The following is a 17,318-nucleotide window of genomic DNA, read 5'->3' on the forward strand; positions in this document are numbered from 1 at the left end:
CGCGTAACCGTTCATTACTGGAAGTTATAGGCAGGCCGGATTACTCTCGAACCAATAGCGCGAGTTGCTCTTGGGGGGGGGGAAGACCGCATGGCCGGAAAATCGGGAATTCTACTCAAACTGCTGTCCACCGCCGTCCTGGCGCTGGCCGGCTTCGCCATCCTGTCGGCGGTGGCGCTGACCCAGTTGCGGAACTCCATGCTGAGCGACCGCATCGAGAAGGTCAAAGCCCTGAGCGAGGTGGCGCGCGGCACCCTCAGATCCTTCCACGACCGCGCCAAGGCCGGCGAATTCGACGAAACCACCGCCAAGGCCCAGGCCATCGAGACCCTGCGCCCCCTGCGTTATCAGGGCGAGGAATACTTCTTCGTCTATACCGGCGACGGCACCGCCCTGATGGTTCCGCCCAAGCCCGAGCGGGAGGGCAAGAACTTCATCGATGCCAAGGATGCCGACGGCGTGCCGTTCATCCGCAAGCTGATCGAGGCGGCCCAGGCGGGCGGCGGCACCGTCCACTACAAATTCCCCAAGGCGGGCTCGGACATTCCCGTGCCGAAAATCTCCTACACCCTGCCCTTCCAGCCCTGGGGCTGGACGGTGGGCACCGGCATCTACATCGACGACATCGACACCGAATTCCGCGCCGCCGCCTTGCGTTTCGCCGCCATCGCGGTGGCGGTCGGCCTCGCGGCGCTGCTGCTGGTCACCATACTGACCCGCAACATCGCCACGCCGCTCCGCCATCTGGCCGACGTGGCGCAGCGTCTGGCCCGCCAGGACTATTCCGCCCAGGTGGAGAAGACCGACCGTACCGACGAGATCGGCACCCTGGTCGCCGCCATCGCCGTGCTGCGCGACGAGGCGGCCAGCGCCGCCGAGGCCCGCACCGCCCAGCAGGAGAGCTACAAGGCGGCCAGCGCCCAGCGCAAGCAGGCCCGCCTGCAACTGGCCGATGACATCGAAACCTCCATCAAACGGGTCACCGATGTGGTGGTCCAGGCGGTGGGCGAGATGGAAAGCGCCGCCAACATCGTCTCGGGCGCGGTGGGCGAGGCCGGCACCAAGGCCAGCGCGGCGGCCAATTCGGCCGAGCAGGCCTCGGGCAACGTCGCCACCGTGGCCGCCGCCGCCGAGCAGCTATCCTCCTCCATCCACGAGATTTCGCGCCAGGTGCACGAATCCTCCAACACCTCCAGCAAGGCGGTGGCCGAGGCCGAGCGCACCAACGCCCTGGTCAGGGGACTGGCCGAGGCGGCCGGCCATATCGGCGAGGTGGTGACGCTGATCAACGACATCGCGGCGCAGACCAACCTTCTCGCCTTGAACGCCACCATCGAGGCGGCCCGCGCCGGCGAGGCGGGCAAGGGCTTCGCCGTGGTGGCCAACGAGGTCAAGCATCTCGCCACCCAGACCGCCAAGGCCACCGAGGAGATTTCCAGTCAGGTGGGAACGGTGCAGAGCCGCACCCAGGAAGCGGTCGACGCCATCGGCTCCATCGCCGCCACCATCGGCCGCATCAACGAAATCGCCGGCGCCATCGCGGCGGCCGTCGAGGAGCAGGGCGCCGCCACCGCCGAGATCGCCCGCAACGTTCAGGAGGCCTCGGCCGGCACCCAGGAAGTCTCGGCGGTACTGGGCGATCTGGCCTCGGCCACCGCCTCGGCGGGAACCAGCGCAGATTCCGTCCAGGGCATCGCCCGGCGCCTGACCACCGAGGCCCAATCCCTGGACCGCGAGGTGCACCAGTTCATGGCCTCCATGCGCAAGGATAACGGAGCCGAAGGGTAAGACATGCTCAGAACGCTTCTTGTCGGGGCGCTGCTGTTGCTGACCGGCGCCGCCTGGGCCGAGGAGATACCCTCGGCCTCGGAATTGCGCTCCGCCGCCATGGGGGCGCCCGATCTGGTTTTTCCCACCGAAACGTCCGCCCTGGATGGGGCAACGGCGCCGCGCATGGCTCTGTTCAAGCCGGAGGGGGGCGGCCCATTCCCCGCCCTGGTGCTGTTCCATCAATGCGGCGGCCTGGGCCAGCACGGCCGAGCCAATCTCTCCATGCTCGACTGGGCGCGGCGCGGCGTGGACAAGGGCTACGTCGTTCTGCTGATCGACGCCCTGGACCAGCGCGACGTCGATACGGTCTGCATGGGTCCCAAGAACGGGCTGGTCTTCGCCCGCGGCGTCCGCGACGCCTTCCAGGCCGCCCGGCATCTGCGCGGCCTGCCTTATGTGGACGGCCGGCGGGTGGGACTGGCCGGCTGGTCGTGGGGCGCCATGGTCGGCCTGCTGGCGTCGCGCGCCGCGTGGGCCGAACCGCTGGCCGAGGGCGAAGGCTTTCGCGCCGTGGTCTCCATGTATCCCGGCTGTTTCACCATCCGGCCGCGCACCGCATCGGCCTTCGACATCGCCGGGGCCGACGCGACCACGCCGCTGCTGGCCCTGCTGGGCGGCCAGGATACCGAGACGCCGGCCGCTGATTGCCTGCCGCGCTTCGAGGCCGCCAAGGCGAAGGGGGCGCCGCTGGACTGGCACCTTTATCCCGACGCCACCCATTGCTGGGATTGCCGCCAGTTGGACGGCTTTTCCAAGGTCGACGTCCGGGGCAGCCGGGTGACCTACCATTACGACAAGGCCACCACCGAGGATTCGGCGGAACGCATGTTCCGCTTCCTCGATGGCGCCCTGAAGAAACCCTAGATCAGGAACAGGTTGTCCAGGGCCTTGAACAGGTCGTCGGCGAAGCTCGAGCCCTTGAACAGCACCGGGATGCGCTTGGGCAGCAGCTTCAGGATGTCGTCGTCCTTGTCCAGGCTGGTGATCACCGCCAGGGGAATGTTGCGGGTGGACGGCATGGCCGACAGCGCCATGGCCAGATCGATGCCTTCCAGATCGGGCATCATGGCCGAGATGATCACCAGATCGGGCTTGGTCTCCACCACCATGGCGAAGGCGCGCAGCGAATCGGCCATCAGCGAGACGCGATAGCCGCATTGCTGCAGCTCGCGCTCGACGAAGCGGGTCTGGGCGCCGTGGGGCATGACCAGCAGCACTTCGACGTTGCGGATCTCGATGTCGCCCAGGTCGAAGCCCAGCTTGGCCGGCAGGGCACGCACCAGGGCGGCGGGATCGGTATCGGCCGCCTTGCCCTGGGCCAGGCGGACCATCAGGTCGAAATAGCCTGTCAGGTCGTCCCAGATGCGCGGCGGCGCCACCTCGGGGGTGTTGGCCAGATATTCCTCCAGCCGGTGGGCGACGGTGGCCAGGCGGTGCATAGCGAAATTGGCGGCCTGCCCGCGGAACTGCACGGCGGCACGGCGGCAGTCGGTAACCAGCTTGCGGATATCGCATCGCCCGTTACGGGCGGCGTCCATCTCCACGTCGAGGGATTGCAGGGTCTCGGTCAGTTCGTCGACGAACTCCAGCCGCAGCTGTTCGACGACTTCCTGGGCACTTCGGCCATGATGGCCATTCGCAGAATCCGACATTTATCCGAATCCGCCTTTCTTTAACGGGACACCGGTCCGAACACCCGCAGGCAGTCTAGCCGAGACGGCGGCGTATGACCATGGTTTTACGGCGGACACGCCGCTGCTCGGCAGTTGCGCCTTCTTGCAAGTTAGAGGAAACTAACTGTCGGGCGTTTACTTTTGTCAGGACCGTTATTCCGTGTCTTCCGACCAGACCATCGACCGCATCGTACAGAAGACGCTGCTCAACTGTTCCCCCAACTCCACCGTCCTCGAAGCCGCCCAGACCATGGCCGCGGCCCATTGCTCGTCCATCGTGGTGGTCGAGGGCGGCAAGCCGGTGGGCATCTGGACCGAGCGCGACGCCCTGTCCATCGACCTTACCGACCCCCAGGCGTTCCAGCGCCCCATCTCCGAGGTGATGAGCGCCCCGGTCAAGACCATCCATTACCAGAGCACCATCGGCGACACCGGCATGCGCTTCAAGCTGGAGGGCGTGCGCCATTTCGTGGTGGTGGACGATGCCGGCGACGCCATGGGCATCGTCAGCCAGAGCGACGTCATTCTCGGCCACGGGGTCGAGCACTTCCTGGTGCTGCGCCCGGTGCGGTCGGCCATTTCGCGGCCCATGGTCACCATCCCCGGCGGCGCCAGCCTGACCGAGGCGGTCGGCCTGATGCACTCGGCCCGCGCCGACGCCGCCATCGTGCTGGGTGACGAGCATACGCCGCCCGGCATCATCACCGAGCGCGACGTGTTGCGCCTGATCGCCGGGGCGGACGTCATCCCCCCGACCGTCGGCGAAGTGGCCAGTCGCCCGCTGCTGACCATCACCGAGGACGATTCCCTGCTGGCGGCCCGCGCCATGCTCGAGCAGAAGGGCATCCGCCACATCGGCATCACCGCCGCCGACGGCAAGCTGATCGGCCTGCTGTCCTTCTCGGACATCCTGGCGACCCTGCAATACGAATACGTCCATCGGCTGGACGAGGCCCTGAAGGAGCGCGACGCGGCGCTGCTGCGCTCGCGCAAGGACCTCAACCTGGCCCGCAAGGTGATCGAGGCCTCGCTGGACGGCATCATGATCGTCGACGCCGACCAGAAGATCGAGTTCGTCAATCCGGCCTTCACCCACATGACGGGCTACACGGCCGACGAGATCATCGGCAAGAACCCCAACGTGCTGAAGTCCGGCCATCACGACGAGGCCTTCTACAAGCACATGTATACGGTGCTGTCGGCCCAGGATTACTGGCAGGGCGAGATCTGGAACCGCCGCAAGAACGGCGAGATCTATCCCGAGTGGCTGACCATCAACGTCATCCGCGACGACGGCGGCGAGATCACCCAGTACGCCGCCATCTTCAGCGACATCACCGAGCGCAAGAAGACCGAGGAGCGGATCAAGAACCTCGCCTATTTCGACGTTCTGACCGGGCTGCCCAACCGGCGGCTGTTCACCGACCGCCTGCAGATCGCCATCGCCAACGCCCACCGGCACGGCCACCAGCTGGCGATCATGTTCCTCGACCTCGACCTGTTCAAACGCATCAACGATTCGCTCGGCCACGGGGTCGGTGATCAGGTCCTGGTGGAGACGGCGGCCCGCATCAGCCACTGCGTCCGCGAGGGCGACACGGTGGCGCGCCTCGGCGGCGACGAATTCACCATCCTGCTGCCCGAGCTGGACCACCTGGAAGACGCCGCCAAGTTGGCCGAGCGGGTGATCAACCACGTCCGCCAGCCCTTCATGGTCGACGAGAACGAGCTGTACGTCACCACCTCCATCGGCATCGCCGTCTACCCCGAGGACGGGGCCACGGTGGAAAGCCTGATCAAGAACGCCGATACCGCCATGTACCGGGCCAAGGATCTGGGGCGCAACAGCTACCAGCTCTATACCGCGGCCATGAACGCCCGCTCGTTCGAGCGTCTGACCATGGAATCGGCCTTGCGCCACGCCCTGTCGCGCGACGAGTTCCGCCTGGTCTATCAGGTCAAGGTGGATTCCGAGGACGGCCGCATGTCCGGCGTCGAGGCGCTGGTGCGCTGGCACCATCCCGACATGGGACTGGTCTCGCCGGTGGAGTTCATTCCCCTGGCCGAGGCCATGGGGGTGATCTCGGATATCGGCGAGTGGGTGCTGCGCACCGCCTGCCGCCAGTGCAAGCACTGGCTGGACCTGGGCCTGCCGCCGGTGCGCATCGCCGTCAACGTCTCGGCCCAGCAATTCGTCGAGACCAACGTTCCCGAGGTGGTGGCCCGCGCGCTCCGCGAAACCGGCCTGCCGCCCCAGTACCTGGAACTGGAACTGACCGAGACGGTGCTGATGCAGCGGGTGGACGAGGTGGTCGGCGTGCTCAAGGCGCTGCGCGCCATGGGCGTGCGCATCTCCATCGACGATTTCGGCACCGGCTATTCCAGCCTCAGCTATCTGAAGCGCATGCCCATCGACGCGCTGAAGGTGGACCGCTCGTTCGTCAACGACATCTTCGACGACAACTCCAAGGTCACCGAGGACGGGGCGGAGATCGTGTCGACCATCATCAATCTTGCCCACAACCTCAAGCTCAAGGCCATCGCCGAGGGCGTCGAGACCCCGGAGCAGGCCGAGTTCCTGCGGGCCAAGGGCTGCGACGAGGTCCAGGGCTATCTGATCAGCCGCCCGGTCTCGGGCGAGGACCTCATCAGCCTGTTCGACCGCAACCTTCTGCCCCAGGGCAAGGAAGCCTGAGCTACTCCGCCGCCGCCGGGACGGCGTCCCGGTCCCGCTCGGCCGGCAATTGCCAGGCGGCGAGCGCCACCAGGGCGGCCGAGACGGCCAGGACGGTGAATACCGTCTCGAAGCCGCCGCCCCAGCCGCGGATCAGCGACACCATGGGCACGCCCAGCCCCGACACGCCGAAGGACAGCACGAATTTGAGGCCGAAGGCCGTGCCCCGCCACTTGGACGGCGTGTAGCGCGACAGCAGCAGGTTCTCGGCCGGAATGCCGGCCATGTTGAAACTGACCGCCAGCACCGCCACCAGCAGCAGGCCGAGCCCGCTGGCATGGGCGAGCCCCAGCAGCAACGGCACCTGGATCAGCGCCGCCACCATATAGATGCGCTTCGGGCTCATGCGGTCGGCCAGATGGCCGGCCAGGATCTGGGTCAGACCGGCCAGCAGGTAGACCACCGTCACGCCGCCCGCCGCCGCCAGCAGGCCGAAATCGCCCAGGCGCTCCTCGAACAGCTTGGGCAGGGACGGCTGGGTGGCCTGATAGACCAGACCGGCGCACAGCATGGTCACCGACAGCACGATGCCGGCCCGTACCGTCTCGCCCCGGTCGGCCACCGGTTCGGGCTTGCGGTCGTCCTTGGTCTCGACCACCACGCCCCGGGCCAGCATCACCAGGAACAGCAGACCGGTGCCCAGCACCACGACGCCGGGCACGATGAAGGCGGCACGCCAGCCCGACACGGCGATCAGGCCGCCGGCCACCACGCCGGCCAGGGCGGGGCCGACGCCGCCGAACACCCCGTTCAGCCCGATGGCCTTGCCCTTGTCCACGGCGTTGCGGACCAGCCAAGCGATGCCCACCGGGTGATAGATGGAGCCGAACAATCCCATGAAACCCAGCGCCACCGCCAGCATCACCGGCCCCTGGGCCAGCCCGACGCCGATGGCCGCCACGCCTAAGCCGATGAAATAGACGGCCATCATGCCCACCGTGCTCCAGCGGTCGCCCAGCCAGCCGGCCAGGGGCGCCGGCAGGCCGTAGAGCAGCTTGCCCGCCACGATCAGGGCCAGCACCTCTTCGTAGCTGAGCCCCATCTCACCGGGCAGCACCAGGGCGACGATGAAGAAGATGGGCTCGAAGATATGGGCATAGGCGTGGCCGGCACAGGAAAAGGCCAGTGATGCCTGGGCGGAACGCTGGGAAACGGCGGACGACATTGTAAACGTCTCGACAACAGAACAAGTGGTCGGACCAATGTCGCACTCCAATTGATCGTAAAGCAACATGAACGTAACCATCCGCCGCCCTGCCGGACTTGCATCGCTCCCGGCTTTGAACGACATTGGAAAGGATTCCTTAACACCTCGCGTCCCGGTGGCCCCCGTCCATGAATATGTCGACCGTCCTCATCATCAGCCTATCGGCGGGAGTGATCCTGGTCGTCGGCGGCGGTCTGCTGATGTACATGGCCCAACTGGTCAAGAACGCCTATGAGTTGAAGGTTCAGATCAATTCCGAGGTGGATGAGCGCCTGACCAAGATGACCGAGGACCTGGACAAGAAAAGCCGCTGGATCAAGCGCGACCTGATCGAGGAAATCGAGAAGATCAAGATCGCCATGGAGACCTCCAACGCCCAGAAATTCGCCGAGCTGACCGAGCCGTTCAACAAGCGCCTCGAGGCCATGGAGGAGATGCTGCGCAAGGACCGGGCCGATTGGATGAAGCTGCTGCAGGAGGACCGCGAGGTCATCGCCAAGGTGGACGCCAAGATCGGGGCGATCCGCCGCGAGTTCAAGCAGGCCACCGAGGGAGCCAATCCGTCCCTGGACGCCGCCATGGCCAGCCTGGCCGCCGCCAAGGCGGCCGGCGGCGAGGTTCCGCCCCAGGACCCGACGGCCGCCGCCGCCGACCAAGCCCCGCCGCCGCCCGTTCCACCGCCACCCGCCGTCAACAACACCATGAGCGGCTTCCTGCCCGATCTCGGGCGCAAGGCATAGGGCCGTGCCGCTCGGAACCTCCCTGAACCGGCAACTGGCGCTCCGCCTCTGCGTCGGCGGGCTGATGATCGCCACTCTCCTGGGCGGTGCCGTCTTCAGCTACGAGATGGAGCGTATCGACGACGCCTTCGTCGAGGAAGCGGTCGAGCAGGCCCGCACCCTGTCGCCCCAGCTTCCCCCGCGCCTGGACAAGGCCGCCAAACCCCAGGTCCAGGCCCGGCTGGAGGCCTTTCTGCGCGAGCGCCGCAGCGCGGCCTCCCACTTCGCCGGAGCGGAAATCTACGCCGCCGACCGCACCTCGCTGGCCGAGATCATGGCCGAGGACGGCGGCATGCTCGGCCCGGCGGTCGACCGCTCCCGCCACGTCTTCCCCGAACCCGGCGCCAGTTGGTACACCAAGCACATCATCGGCGGCGAGTTGTACCTGTTGGTCATGACCGGCCTGTCCTCGCCCGAGCGCCCCGACGGCGGTTATTTCGAGGGCATCTACCATGTGTCCCGGGCCCGCGTCGCCGTGGCCAGCCGCATGGGACTGCGCACCTCGATCCTGGTGATCCTGTCGGTTCTGGCTACTTCGGCCCTGCTCTATCCCGTCATCACCCGGCTGAACCGCTCGCTGGTGGAACGCTCCCGCTCGCTGCTCTACGCCAATCTGGGCGCCATCGAGATGCTGGGCAGCGCCATCGCCAAGCGCGACAGCGACACCAACAGCCACAATTACCGGGTTTCGCTCTATGCGCTCGGCCTGGCCGAAGCCGCCGGCCTGGACGATGCAGGCATCCGCTCGCTGCTCAAGGGCGCCTTTCTGCACGACGTGGGCAAGCTGGCCATTCCCGATTCCATCCTGCTCAAGCCGGGTCCGCTGAACGACGCGGAATTCGCCGTGATGAAGACCCACATCACCCACGGCCTCGATCTGGTCGAACGTTTCCAGTGGCTGAAGGATGCCGCCGACGTGGTCGGCTATCACCACGAAAAATATGACGGCAGCGGCTACATGGTCGGGCTGGCCGGCGAGCGGATTCCCCTGGCGGCCCGCATCTTCGCCATCGCCGACGTCTTCGACGCCCTGACCTCGAAGCGCCCCTACAAGGAGCCCATGGAGCCCGCCCAGGCCACCGCCATCATGGCCGCCGGACGGGGCAGCCACTTCGACCCGGCCCTGCTCGACCTGTTCTTTTCCATGGCCAACGGTCTGTACGGGGAATTCGGCGGACGCGAGGATGAGGGCTTGGTGCACACCCTGCGTCTCAGGACCCTGCACTATTTCGAGGAAGCGCTGGAACGCTGAGTATCGCCGCCTCGATCCGCCGGCCGGCAAGGGTGGCGGATCGAGGGGCGGCCCATCCCTCCCCAGGGATCAGCGAAACCGCATGCCCCATGGTATTCCTACGTATGTATTTGTAAATCGGGTCCCGACCCTATTTAGGCAGGCGATAGAAATCGGCGATGCAGTTCCACGCCTCCTCGGCGGTCTCCACGAAGGTGAAGATGTCCTTGTCCTCGAGGGCGACCATGCCTTCGTTGATCATGGCGTCGATGTTGATCACCCGCTCCCAGTACTCACGGCCGAACAGCAGGATCGGAATGGGGTCGATCTTGCCGGTCTGGATCAGGGTGGCGGCCTCGAACAATTCGTCCAGGGTGCCGAAACCGCCGGGGAACACCACCAGCGCCTTGGAGCGCGTCAGGAAGTGCATCTTGCGGATGGCGAAGTAGTGGAAACGGAAGCACAGATCCGGGGTGATGTAGGAATTCGGCTCCTGCTCCATGGGCAACACGATGTTCAGCCCGATGGACTTGCCGCCGATATCGTCGGCGCCGCGATTGGCCGCCTCCATGATGCCCGGCCCGCCGCCGGTCTTGACCACGAAGTCGCAGACATGCTCGCCGGCGCAGGTGCCGGTGACGATGCGGGCGAAGCGCCGCGCCTCCTCGTAATAGCGGCTGTTGGCCACCATGCGCCGGGCCACCGCCAGCCGCCGGGCCGCCACGCGATCCTTGGGCCGGTTGCGCGCCTCCTCCTCGGCCAGCCCCAGCACCGACTGGGCGCGCTCGGGCGAGGGAATGCGGGCCGAACCGAACACCGCCACCGTCGACTTGATGCCGTGCTGCTGCTGCAGCAGTTCCGGCTTCAGCAATTCCAACTGCAGGCGCACCGGCCGCAAGTCCTGGCGCAGCAGAAAGTCCACATCCTCGAAGGCCAGACGATAGGAGGGCGAGGCGGTCTGGGCCGACGAGCGCCCCGGCTCGCCGGTTTCGGAAACCTCGCGCCGGGCCGAGGCGAACGGTCCGCGCTTGCGGGGCGGCTTTCGCATGAAACAGAGACCTCCTCAACCCACCCTATAACCAAGGCTCAGTGTCCGCCATGCACCGTTACCATGGCGTAAAGGCGAAACCATTGCTTGGAAAGCGCGCCCGCCTTCGCTATAGGGGAAGGAACTTACCGTGGACGAGATCAATGTCATGACCCTTCAGCAGTTCGGCGATTTTGGCGACTTCTCCCTGTCGGTGCTGGTGACCAGCCCGCCCTGGTACGAGAACTGCTATCTGGTGGTTCACAAACCCACCAACACCCTGGCGATCGTGGACCCCGGCGGCGACGGCGAACGTATCTTGGAAGCGGTGGCCGCCACCGGCGCCAAGGCCGAAGTGATCTGGCTGACCCACGGGCATCCCGACCACCTGGGCGCCGCCCATCAACTGGAAACGGCGCTGGGCATCCCCACCCGCGCCCATATCGATGAAGCCCAGGTGATCTCCACCTCCAGCGACCTCAACCGCACCTTCACCGGCCAGCCGCAGAAGGGGCCGGGCAGCCTGCAGACCTTTGCGGGCGAGCCCACCGAAAGCCTGGGCGGCGCCCCGGTGCGGGTGATTCACACCCCCGGCCACACCCCCGGCGGCATCTGCCTGGATTTCGGCGGTTTCGTGCTGACCGGCGACACCTTGTTCCGCAACGGCGTCGGCCGGACCGACCTGCCGGGCGGCAGCGAACAGCAGTTGTGGGCCTCCATCAACCGCCTGCTCGGCCTGCTGAACGACGATTCCATGCTGTTCTCGGGCCACGGTCCGGAATGGGCGGTGCGGGAAGCGCGGCGCTGGTGGCGGATGGTGGGCTGAGAGCCGCCATCGCGGCCCCTTGATAGGGCTATCCCCAAAGCTGAATGGGGACCAGCCGCATGCCGGGCGGCAGAAGCGCCCGGCCGATATCCATGGTGTTGGGCGTGACGGGAATGCGCACCGCGCCCGAGCCCAGGGGCAATTCCACCACCCTGCCGCCCAGGACCTCGTCCGTATAGGTCACCAGCTTGGTGGCCGACAGGGTGGCGCGCAGCATACCGGCCCGCATGGGGTCGTCGACTACCAGCACCACGCGGCGCAACACGCGGCCCGGCGCCGCATAGGTGAACACCGCCACGCCGCCCTTGGAGGCATATTCCTCATCGGCCTGAGACAGGGCGGCCATGCGCCGCGCCTCGGGCTCGAAGGTGAAGGTCACCAGCGGCAGGTCGGCATCGAACAGCCAGTCGCCGTTGGCCAGGGAATAGGCGGTGCGCCGCCCCCCCGCCTCGGTCCAGAACAGGAAGTCGTCGCCCAGATTGGCCGAATGGGCCGCCACGCTGATATGGAACAGCGGCGGCTTGCGCAATTCCGACGGCGCCCCCACCAGCCAGGCCGACAGGCTGGCCCGCCCCACGCCGTCGTCACCCACCGTGACCCGCTGGCGCAGCAGGGTCCGGCGCGGCCTGGGCTCGCCGGTGATGGGAACCGAGACGACGGTGTAGGTGGTGTTGATCAGCTTCGAGGTGACGCGCCCGCGCTCGTCGCGCATGGAAAAGGCCGAGCCGCCCGACAGGGTGGCTTCGCTATGGCCGAACGACCCCGCGGCCATCATGATGAGACCGGTCGCCACCAGAATAGGCAGGGTAAAAAGCGTCACCAGACCGGCAACGATCGCTCCCGCGATGAACGGCCACGTACTGCGCATTCCTCCTCCCCATTGGAGCGGCCGGCTCCCCGAACACCCGCCACCTTACGACGGCCTCGCCTTTGCCGCAACCCGGGGTCTGGCCCCTGAAGGACCCTCCTCGCGATTCCTTTGTCGATCATAGGAAAGGAAGCGTTGACGCCCGCCCAGGGTTTGGTTAGAAACATCGCTCCGGCCACGGCGGCAAGCAACCGCCTCTGCGGAGGGGTGGGTGAGTGGCTGAAACCAACGGTTTGCTAAATCGTCCAGGGACCTAAATCCCTGCGCGGGTTCGAATCCCGCCCCCTCCGCCACTTCCTCTTCAAGACAACCTGTTCTCCGAGACCTTGCGCCGAAAGGCGCGGGTTCCGGCGGTTGCCGCCTTTCTTTCCGAACCGGAGAGACCGGATTCCGGGGCATTCGCGCGCCGTATTCTCCCCTTTTCTCCGTCAGCCAGTGAGGCGGTTCGGTTTGGTTTTTCCGGCGGCTGAAACGCCGACGGCCCGGGAGGAGTGTCCGGGCCGCGTCATAGGGAGTGCGTGGGGTGTCAGGCGACGCCCAGCAGCGCTCGCTGCTCACTCCAGTTCAGGGGCAGGTCGATATGCCGGATCAGGGTCTCGGCGGTAAGGTCGGCGGGCTGCTGACCGGCAGCGATGGCCTCGACGATGTCTGGGGCGAGGAAAGCCAGCGGCAGAAGGGTGCTGACGTAGCGGTCGCTGACCCCTTCCCGTTCGGCGATGGCGACCATCGAGACGGCGCGGCCGGAGATCAGATCATCGAACCATCCCCTGGCGCGGGCGATGGCCTTGAGCAGGGCGGGATCGGCCTTTGACGCCGTGGTATTGGCGCCGGGGATGACCAAACGCATCTCGATACCGCGACGCCGGATGGTCATGGGTATCCGATGGGTGATGATGAGGTCTTCAGCGAGGGCCAAGGTCAGGGTTAATGCCTCGGCCCCCAGCTCGACCCGCCGGACCAGATCGAACGGATCACCGCCCTGTCCGGCGATGCTGTCGAGAAGCGCGGGGATGCGCTCAGGGGGAAGACCGGCCTCACGGGCCGTATTCGTGATGGACGTGGGATCGACAAGCAGAGTCCGCACCCCATCGGCCACTACCCGCTCAATCTCGTGGGCCGGCAGCCGCCATCCCGATGGCGCCGTCTCGGCGATACCGGTCACCAGGGGGCGCGAGATGTAATAGCGGTAACGCCGACCATTCTTGACGGTGTGGCTGGGCGTGAGGCGTTCGCCCGCCGCGTCGAACAGCTTGCCCACCAGCGGACTGGCCTCGACCCTGCGATTGACCTGCCGCTCGGGACCGTTGTCAGCCAGACGTTGCTGCACGGTGTCCCATAGGGGGCGATCGACGATGGCTTGGTGCTGACCGGGGTGGCGGACATCCTTATGGCGGATCTCGCCGATATAGAGGGGATTGGCGAGCAGGGCATAGAGGGCGCCGCGCGCGAAGGCGTTACCGGTCTTCGAGCGGATGCCGTCCCGATCCAGCCCGCCCTTCAGCGTCCGGACACAGCCCGCTTCAAGATAGCGGCGATAGATGCTCCGCACCGTTTCGGCTTCAGGCTCATTGACCACCAGCTTGCGGTCGCTGACGTCATAGCCGAGCGGTACGTTGCCGCCCATCCATATACCCTTCTTCTTGGAGGCGGCGATCTTGTCGCGGATGCGCTCGCCGGTGACTTCCCGCTCGAACTGGGCGAAGGACAGCAAGATGTTCAGCGTCAGACGCCCCATGGACGAGGTGGTGTTGAACTGCTGGGTCACCGCCACGAAGGAGACGCCGTGAGCATCGAACACCTCGACCATCTTGGCGAAATCGGCGAGCGAGCGGGTCAGGCGATCGACCTTGTAGACCACCACCACGTCGACCTTGCGCAGGACGATGTCGGCCAAGAGGCGCTGCAGCCCCGGACGTTCCATGGTGCCGCCCGAGATGCCGCCGTCGTCATAGGCGGTCTCGACCAGCTTCCAGCCCTCGCCCTTCTGGCTCTTGATGAAGGCCTCGCAGGCTTCGCGCTGGGCATGCAGCGAATTGAAATCCTGCTCCAGGCCCTCTTCCGAGGATTTGCGGGTATAGACCGCGCAACGGCGAAGTTGGGGCTTCATGCCCGAGGTTCCTTCAATCCGAAGAAGCGCGGCCCAGACCACCGCGCCCCAGTGATGGCGCGCGCCACCTCGGAGAGCGAACGCCAGGTCTCCCCCCGGTAGCGGACGCCACTGTCGAGGATGATCACCTCATGGGTGGTACCCTGCCATTCCCGCAGCAGCCGAGTGCCGGGTTTCACCGTGGTTACCGGGGCGGGAGCCTTGCCGGCGGCGATGGCCTCGCCGGCAAGGGCGATCCGGCGGGAGACCGAGGACTTGAGCCCACCACTCGCCCGCTCCTGCAGTTTGTAGGCGATGGCCAGCAGCATCAGCTTGCGGCCCAGCTTATGCGGAGGGTCTTGGTGAAAGAGCTTCTGCCAGAACTGCTTCAAGGCATCCCGGGAACGGTCGGGGAGACTCGCCGGATCCACGGGCAGAGCCTCCTCACGCTTGGTGGGGCGGCGGGCCACGATCAGCCCTCTCCACCGATCCGATAGACCCGGCCGCGGCCCTCGACCGTCCCGCTGGTCACCGGCAGCCCCAGCTTCTTCTTCACGGTGCCGCTGATGGCGCCGCGTACCGAGTGGGCCTGCCAGCCGGTAACCGCGATCAACTCCTCCAGGGTGGCGCCTTCCGGACGCTTGAGCATCTCCAGCAGGCGGGCCTGTTTGGTGGCAACCGGGGCGGCGGTGGCCTGATCCGATTCGGTGGGGGCATCCTTGCGGCTGCCCTTCACGATGCCGGTCACCAGGCCGGTGACGGCGCCGGTGGCGTTGCGGACGATTTGGCGGGCGGATGTGGTGGTCATGATCGGGGCTCCTGAGGTCAGGCGCCGCGACCGTCGCGGCGCTCCCACCACCCCAGGCCCCGCCGGTTGCCCGGTCGGGGTGGGAGGCGGGACCGCGGCCCGTTGCTGTCCCCAAGCAATGCTTGCCGGTGCGGGCAAGTCCAGTCCTTTAAGCCCCCTCCACCGACAGTCTGGGACGCAAGGCATTGACCAGCCGGTTGGCCGCGTTACAGAACCAGGCTGTCTGTGCCTCGAGACTTGCGAAGTCGGAAAGCAGCCGCTTGACCGCCATGCTTCCCTTGAACGGCTCCGCCTGCTTGCGGATGAAGGCCAAATCGAGGCCGCTCTCGTCACGAAGGGCGGCGGCGGCTTCCGCCAGCCGCTCGAACAGGGCCTCTCCCCCGTCGCCGTCGAGGGGGAGGAACAATCCCGCCTCGTCGGCAGTGCGGTAGGCGGTCAGCCAGCGGGCCGGCGCCGGCAGCGGGATCTTCACCCAGTTGTTGCCGCCGTGGCGCGGCACCGGCTGGTCGGGGTGATCGAAACGTACCCCATCGATGAAGCACTGCCAGAAGGCACGATTGCCGTCCCGCGACGCGGCCCGCTCCGGATCGGCCAAGGCCTCCATCGCCTCGACGGCATCGCCGGGCTCCTCCAGACGCAACGGCACGCCCTCGCCGTCGACGATCACCCGTTGGTGCAGCACCTCGGTGCGGAGCGGCAGGGCCGGCACCACCACGGTGCGGCCGGCTCCGTCGGTCCACAATTGGATTTCCACCAGGGCCAGGCGGGCATTGCTGCCCTCCAGATGGCCGGCAAGCACCTCGAGGTCGGCGCGGATGCCGTCCCCGGCAATCACCAGATCAAAATCGCCGCTTTTGAGCGAACGCGACACCGCCTCAACGAAACCCACTTCGTCGAGGTCGGGGACGGTCCGGCGCACATGGGAAAACAGCGGATTGGCGCCGCTCCACTTCAGCGACGCCTTCAACCGTGCCGTCAGATCGGCATAGGACCAGCGCCGCAGCAGGGCGGCATATTCCAGCACCTGGGCCACCACCTCGCGCCGCGCCTGAGGATTGCGCCACAGCTTGCACTCCACCAGCACCAGCCGCCCATGGGCGGTCACCGCCAGCAGATCGAGGAAAACGCTGGCGCCATCCTTGGGCAGGGCCAGTTCACGGCAGATCGGCACCAGGGAGCCGGCGCCGGGATCGATCCGCTCGATGGGGATCACGCCGGGATGGGCGAACAGCAGGGCCTGCAACCACTTTTCGTCATGCCCGCCACCCAGCGGGGCCCGGATCAGCGGTGAGAATTCTTCGGCATCGAGCAACAGGGCGGCCATGATCGTCACTCCACGATTCTGACCGAACCGCCCCGGCCGATCCGGCAGCGGTGATAAAGCTTGGTGACGCTGCCGAGCACCTCGGTCTCCAGGCGAACCGCGTAGAAGGTGTAGATGTCGTTGCGGCTTTCCAGCTTCACCTCGGACGATTTGAGCCGAATGCCCTCCAGCTTGGGAATGGACTTGGCGGCGAGCAGGGTACAGGTGGCCTTGATGTCGTCAGAGACCTCGGCGGCATGGGCCGCGGCCGGAACGGCGAACAGCAGGGCGGCAAGGACGAGGCGCATGGAAAACCTCCGTGGGCAGGGGATGAACCGCAATACGGCGGCTCGGCTTATTGTTAATGCTAACTTCGTCTGAAGGCGACATTAGCGAAGCCGCCTCCGTGGTCAAGTCGTTCTTCCGCAGCCAGACTTCGTCTCATGACCACGGACTTGAAGCGCACCATTGGACGACGGCTGCGGACGGCACGGGAACAGGCCGACCTCACCCAGGAAGCACTGGCCGAGCGGATCGAACGCTCGCCGGAGGCCGTGTCCAATATCGAGCGCGGCGTCAGCCTGCCGACCCTCGACACGCTGGACCGCATCGCCGCCGCGCTGGACGCACCCCTGGTGTATTTTCTCGACGCGCCGCCGGAATCGATCGCGCCGGGACGGGCCGAAGTGGAAGCCCGCGCCCGGCTGCTGCTGCGCGCCCTTTCCGACCGCGATGCCGATATCGCGCTCGGCGTCCTGCAGCTCCTGCATGACGGCGGCCGTCCTCGACATCAAGCAGGCCGGGGACGCGGCGCTGCTGGACCGCATGGTCGCCCAGGCCGACGTCTTCGTGCAGAACCTGGCGCTCGGCTTCGCTGCGGGCCCGCCATCCCCGGCTGATCACCTGCGACATCACCGGCTATGGCGAGGACGGCCCCTATCGCGAC

Annotated in this window: 17 protein-coding genes and 1 tRNA gene; 9 read left to right on the forward strand and 9 right to left on the reverse strand. The window is 66.6% G+C overall.

Annotation, left to right across the window (positions count from 1 at the left end; all coding sequences use genetic code 11):
• The first annotated feature begins 90 nt into the window (after positions 1-90).
• On the forward strand, positions 91-1,788 hold the full coding sequence (locus tag CP958_RS02320) for a cache domain-containing protein (protein ID WP_096700400.1): 1,698 nt from the start codon (positions 91-93) through the stop codon (positions 1,786-1,788).
• Positions 1,789-1,791: 3 nt separating this feature from the next.
• On the forward strand, positions 1,792-2,694 hold the full coding sequence (locus tag CP958_RS02325; RefSeq protein WP_096700401.1) for a dienelactone hydrolase family protein: 903 nt from the start codon (positions 1,792-1,794) through the stop codon (positions 2,692-2,694).
• Here CP958_RS02325 and CP958_RS02330 read toward each other — a convergent pair.
• The gene (locus tag CP958_RS02330) at positions 2,691-3,482 is read right to left on the reverse strand and encodes an Hpt domain-containing protein (RefSeq protein WP_096700402.1); all 792 of its coding nucleotides are present in this window, start codon (positions 3,480-3,482) and stop codon (positions 2,691-2,693) included. The genes CP958_RS02325 and CP958_RS02330 overlap by 4 nt on opposite strands.
• A 181-nt stretch (positions 3,483-3,663) precedes the next feature.
• Here CP958_RS02330 and CP958_RS02335 point away from each other — a divergent pair, with 181 nt between their 5' ends.
• Complete coding sequence (locus CP958_RS02335) at positions 3,664-6,198, forward strand: EAL domain-containing protein (RefSeq protein WP_096700403.1); 2,535 nt, start codon at positions 3,664-3,666, stop codon at positions 6,196-6,198.
• A 1-nt stretch (position 6,199) separates the two neighbouring features.
• On the opposite strand, the gene CP958_RS02340 is transcribed toward CP958_RS02335, so the two are convergent.
• Positions 6,200-7,402 carry an MFS transporter gene (locus tag CP958_RS02340; protein ID WP_096700404.1) on the reverse strand — a complete coding sequence of 401 codons (1,203 nt, stop codon included), beginning with the start codon at positions 7,400-7,402 and terminating at the stop codon, positions 6,200-6,202.
• A 170-nt stretch (positions 7,403-7,572) separates the two neighbouring features.
• Between CP958_RS02340 and CP958_RS02345 the strand changes: the two genes are divergently transcribed.
• Positions 7,573-8,184, forward strand: a complete 612-nt coding sequence (locus CP958_RS02345) for a hypothetical protein (RefSeq protein WP_242442699.1) — start codon at positions 7,573-7,575, stop codon at positions 8,182-8,184.
• A 4-nt stretch (positions 8,185-8,188) separates the two neighbouring features.
• Positions 8,189-9,475: an HD domain-containing phosphohydrolase gene (locus CP958_RS02350; protein ID WP_096700405.1), complete on the forward strand. Its 1,287-nt coding sequence runs from the start codon at positions 8,189-8,191 to the stop codon at positions 9,473-9,475.
• 130 nt (positions 9,476-9,605) lie between these two features.
• Here CP958_RS02350 and CP958_RS02355 read toward each other — a convergent pair whose 3' ends face one another.
• Positions 9,606-10,502 (reverse strand): LOG family protein, encoded by an 897-nt coding sequence (locus tag CP958_RS02355; RefSeq protein ID WP_096700406.1) that lies wholly within the window; start codon positions 10,500-10,502, stop codon positions 9,606-9,608.
• Positions 10,503-10,632: 130 nt separating this feature from the next.
• On the opposite strand from CP958_RS02355, the gene CP958_RS02360 reads away from it, so the two are divergent.
• Positions 10,633-11,307: an MBL fold metallo-hydrolase gene (locus CP958_RS02360; protein WP_242442700.1), complete on the forward strand. Its 675-nt coding sequence runs from the start codon at positions 10,633-10,635 to the stop codon at positions 11,305-11,307.
• 28 nt (positions 11,308-11,335) lie between these two features.
• Here the strand turns inward: CP958_RS02360 and CP958_RS02365 are convergent, their stop codons facing one another.
• Positions 11,336-12,175 (reverse strand): hypothetical protein, encoded by an 840-nt coding sequence (locus CP958_RS02365; protein ID WP_096700407.1) that lies wholly within the window; start codon positions 12,173-12,175, stop codon positions 11,336-11,338.
• A gap of 201 nt (positions 12,176-12,376) precedes the next feature.
• Between CP958_RS02365 and CP958_RS02370 the strand changes: the two genes are divergently transcribed.
• A tRNA-Ser gene (locus tag CP958_RS02370) sits at positions 12,377-12,468 on the forward strand.
• Positions 12,469-12,701: 233 nt separating this feature from the next.
• Here the strand turns inward: CP958_RS02370 and CP958_RS02375 are convergent.
• From CP958_RS02375 to CP958_RS02395, 5 genes are all read right to left on the reverse strand, one after another.
• Positions 12,702-14,282 (reverse strand): recombinase family protein, encoded by a 1,581-nt coding sequence (locus tag CP958_RS02375; protein WP_096700408.1) that lies wholly within the window; start codon positions 14,280-14,282, stop codon positions 12,702-12,704.
• On the reverse strand, positions 14,279-14,692 hold the full coding sequence (locus CP958_RS02380) for a DUF2924 domain-containing protein (protein WP_197706335.1): 414 nt from the start codon (positions 14,690-14,692) through the stop codon (positions 14,279-14,281). Before CP958_RS02380 ends, CP958_RS02375 begins: the two co-directional genes overlap by 4 nt.
• A 41-nt stretch (positions 14,693-14,733) precedes the next feature.
• A complete protein-coding gene (locus tag CP958_RS26775) occupies positions 14,734-15,069 on the reverse strand; it encodes a DUF3489 domain-containing protein (RefSeq protein WP_242442701.1) in 336 nt (111 codons plus the stop codon).
• Positions 15,070-15,217: 148 nt separating this feature from the next.
• Positions 15,218-16,393, reverse strand: coding sequence for a hypothetical protein (locus CP958_RS02390; protein WP_141400394.1), 1,176 nt, complete (start codon positions 16,391-16,393; stop codon positions 15,218-15,220).
• Between the two features lie 5 nt (positions 16,394-16,398).
• On the reverse strand, positions 16,399-16,680 hold the full coding sequence (locus tag CP958_RS02395) for a hypothetical protein (RefSeq protein WP_096700411.1): 282 nt from the start codon (positions 16,678-16,680) through the stop codon (positions 16,399-16,401).
• 147 nt (positions 16,681-16,827) lie between these two features.
• On the opposite strand from CP958_RS02395, the gene CP958_RS02400 reads away from it, so the two are divergent.
• Together CP958_RS02400 and CP958_RS26780 are read left to right on the forward strand one after the other, a co-directional pair.
• On the forward strand, positions 16,828-17,271 hold the full coding sequence (locus CP958_RS02400) for a helix-turn-helix transcriptional regulator (protein ID WP_242442702.1): 444 nt from the start codon (positions 16,828-16,830) through the stop codon (positions 17,269-17,271).
• Positions 17,271-17,318 (forward strand): hypothetical protein (locus CP958_RS26780; protein WP_242442703.1); only part of this gene is annotated, 48 nt, incomplete at its 3' end. The genes CP958_RS02400 and CP958_RS26780, both read left to right, overlap by 1 nt.

The sequence above is a fragment of the Magnetospirillum sp. 15-1 genome (assembly GCF_900184795.1).
In the GTDB taxonomy this organism is placed as follows: domain Bacteria; phylum Pseudomonadota; class Alphaproteobacteria; order Rhodospirillales; family Magnetospirillaceae; genus Phaeospirillum.

Bases quoted from the DNA above. Each gene is read 5' to 3' on its own strand.
- CP958_RS02320 (WP_096700400.1), top strand. From the start codon at position 91: ATGGCCGGAAAATCGGGAATTCTACTCAAACTGCTGTCCACCGCCGTC.
- CP958_RS02325 (WP_096700401.1), top strand. From the start codon at position 1,792: ATGCTCAGAACGCTTCTTGTCGGGGCGCTGCTGTTGCTGACCGGCGCC.
- CP958_RS02330 (WP_096700402.1), bottom strand. From the start codon at position 3,482: ATGTCGGATTCTGCGAATGGCCATCATGGCCGAAGTGCCCAGGAAGTC.
- CP958_RS02340 (WP_096700404.1), bottom strand. From the start codon at position 7,402: ATGTCGTCCGCCGTTTCCCAGCGTTCCGCCCAGGCATCACTGGCCTTT.
- CP958_RS02345 (WP_242442699.1), top strand. From the start codon at position 7,573: ATGAATATGTCGACCGTCCTCATCATCAGCCTATCGGCGGGAGTGATC.
- CP958_RS02355 (WP_096700406.1), bottom strand. From the start codon at position 10,502: ATGCGAAAGCCGCCCCGCAAGCGCGGACCGTTCGCCTCGGCCCGGCGC.
- CP958_RS02365 (WP_096700407.1), bottom strand. From the start codon at position 12,175: ATGCGCAGTACGTGGCCGTTCATCGCGGGAGCGATCGTTGCCGGTCTG.
- CP958_RS02375 (WP_096700408.1), bottom strand. From the start codon at position 14,282: ATGAAGCCCCAACTTCGCCGTTGCGCGGTCTATACCCGCAAATCCTCG.
- CP958_RS26775 (WP_242442701.1), bottom strand. From the start codon at position 15,069: ATGACCACCACATCCGCCCGCCAAATCGTCCGCAACGCCACCGGCGCC.
- CP958_RS02390 (WP_141400394.1), bottom strand. From the start codon at position 16,393: ATGGCCGCCCTGTTGCTCGATGCCGAAGAATTCTCACCGCTGATCCGG.
- CP958_RS02395 (WP_096700411.1), bottom strand. From the start codon at position 16,680: ATGCGCCTCGTCCTTGCCGCCCTGCTGTTCGCCGTTCCGGCCGCGGCC.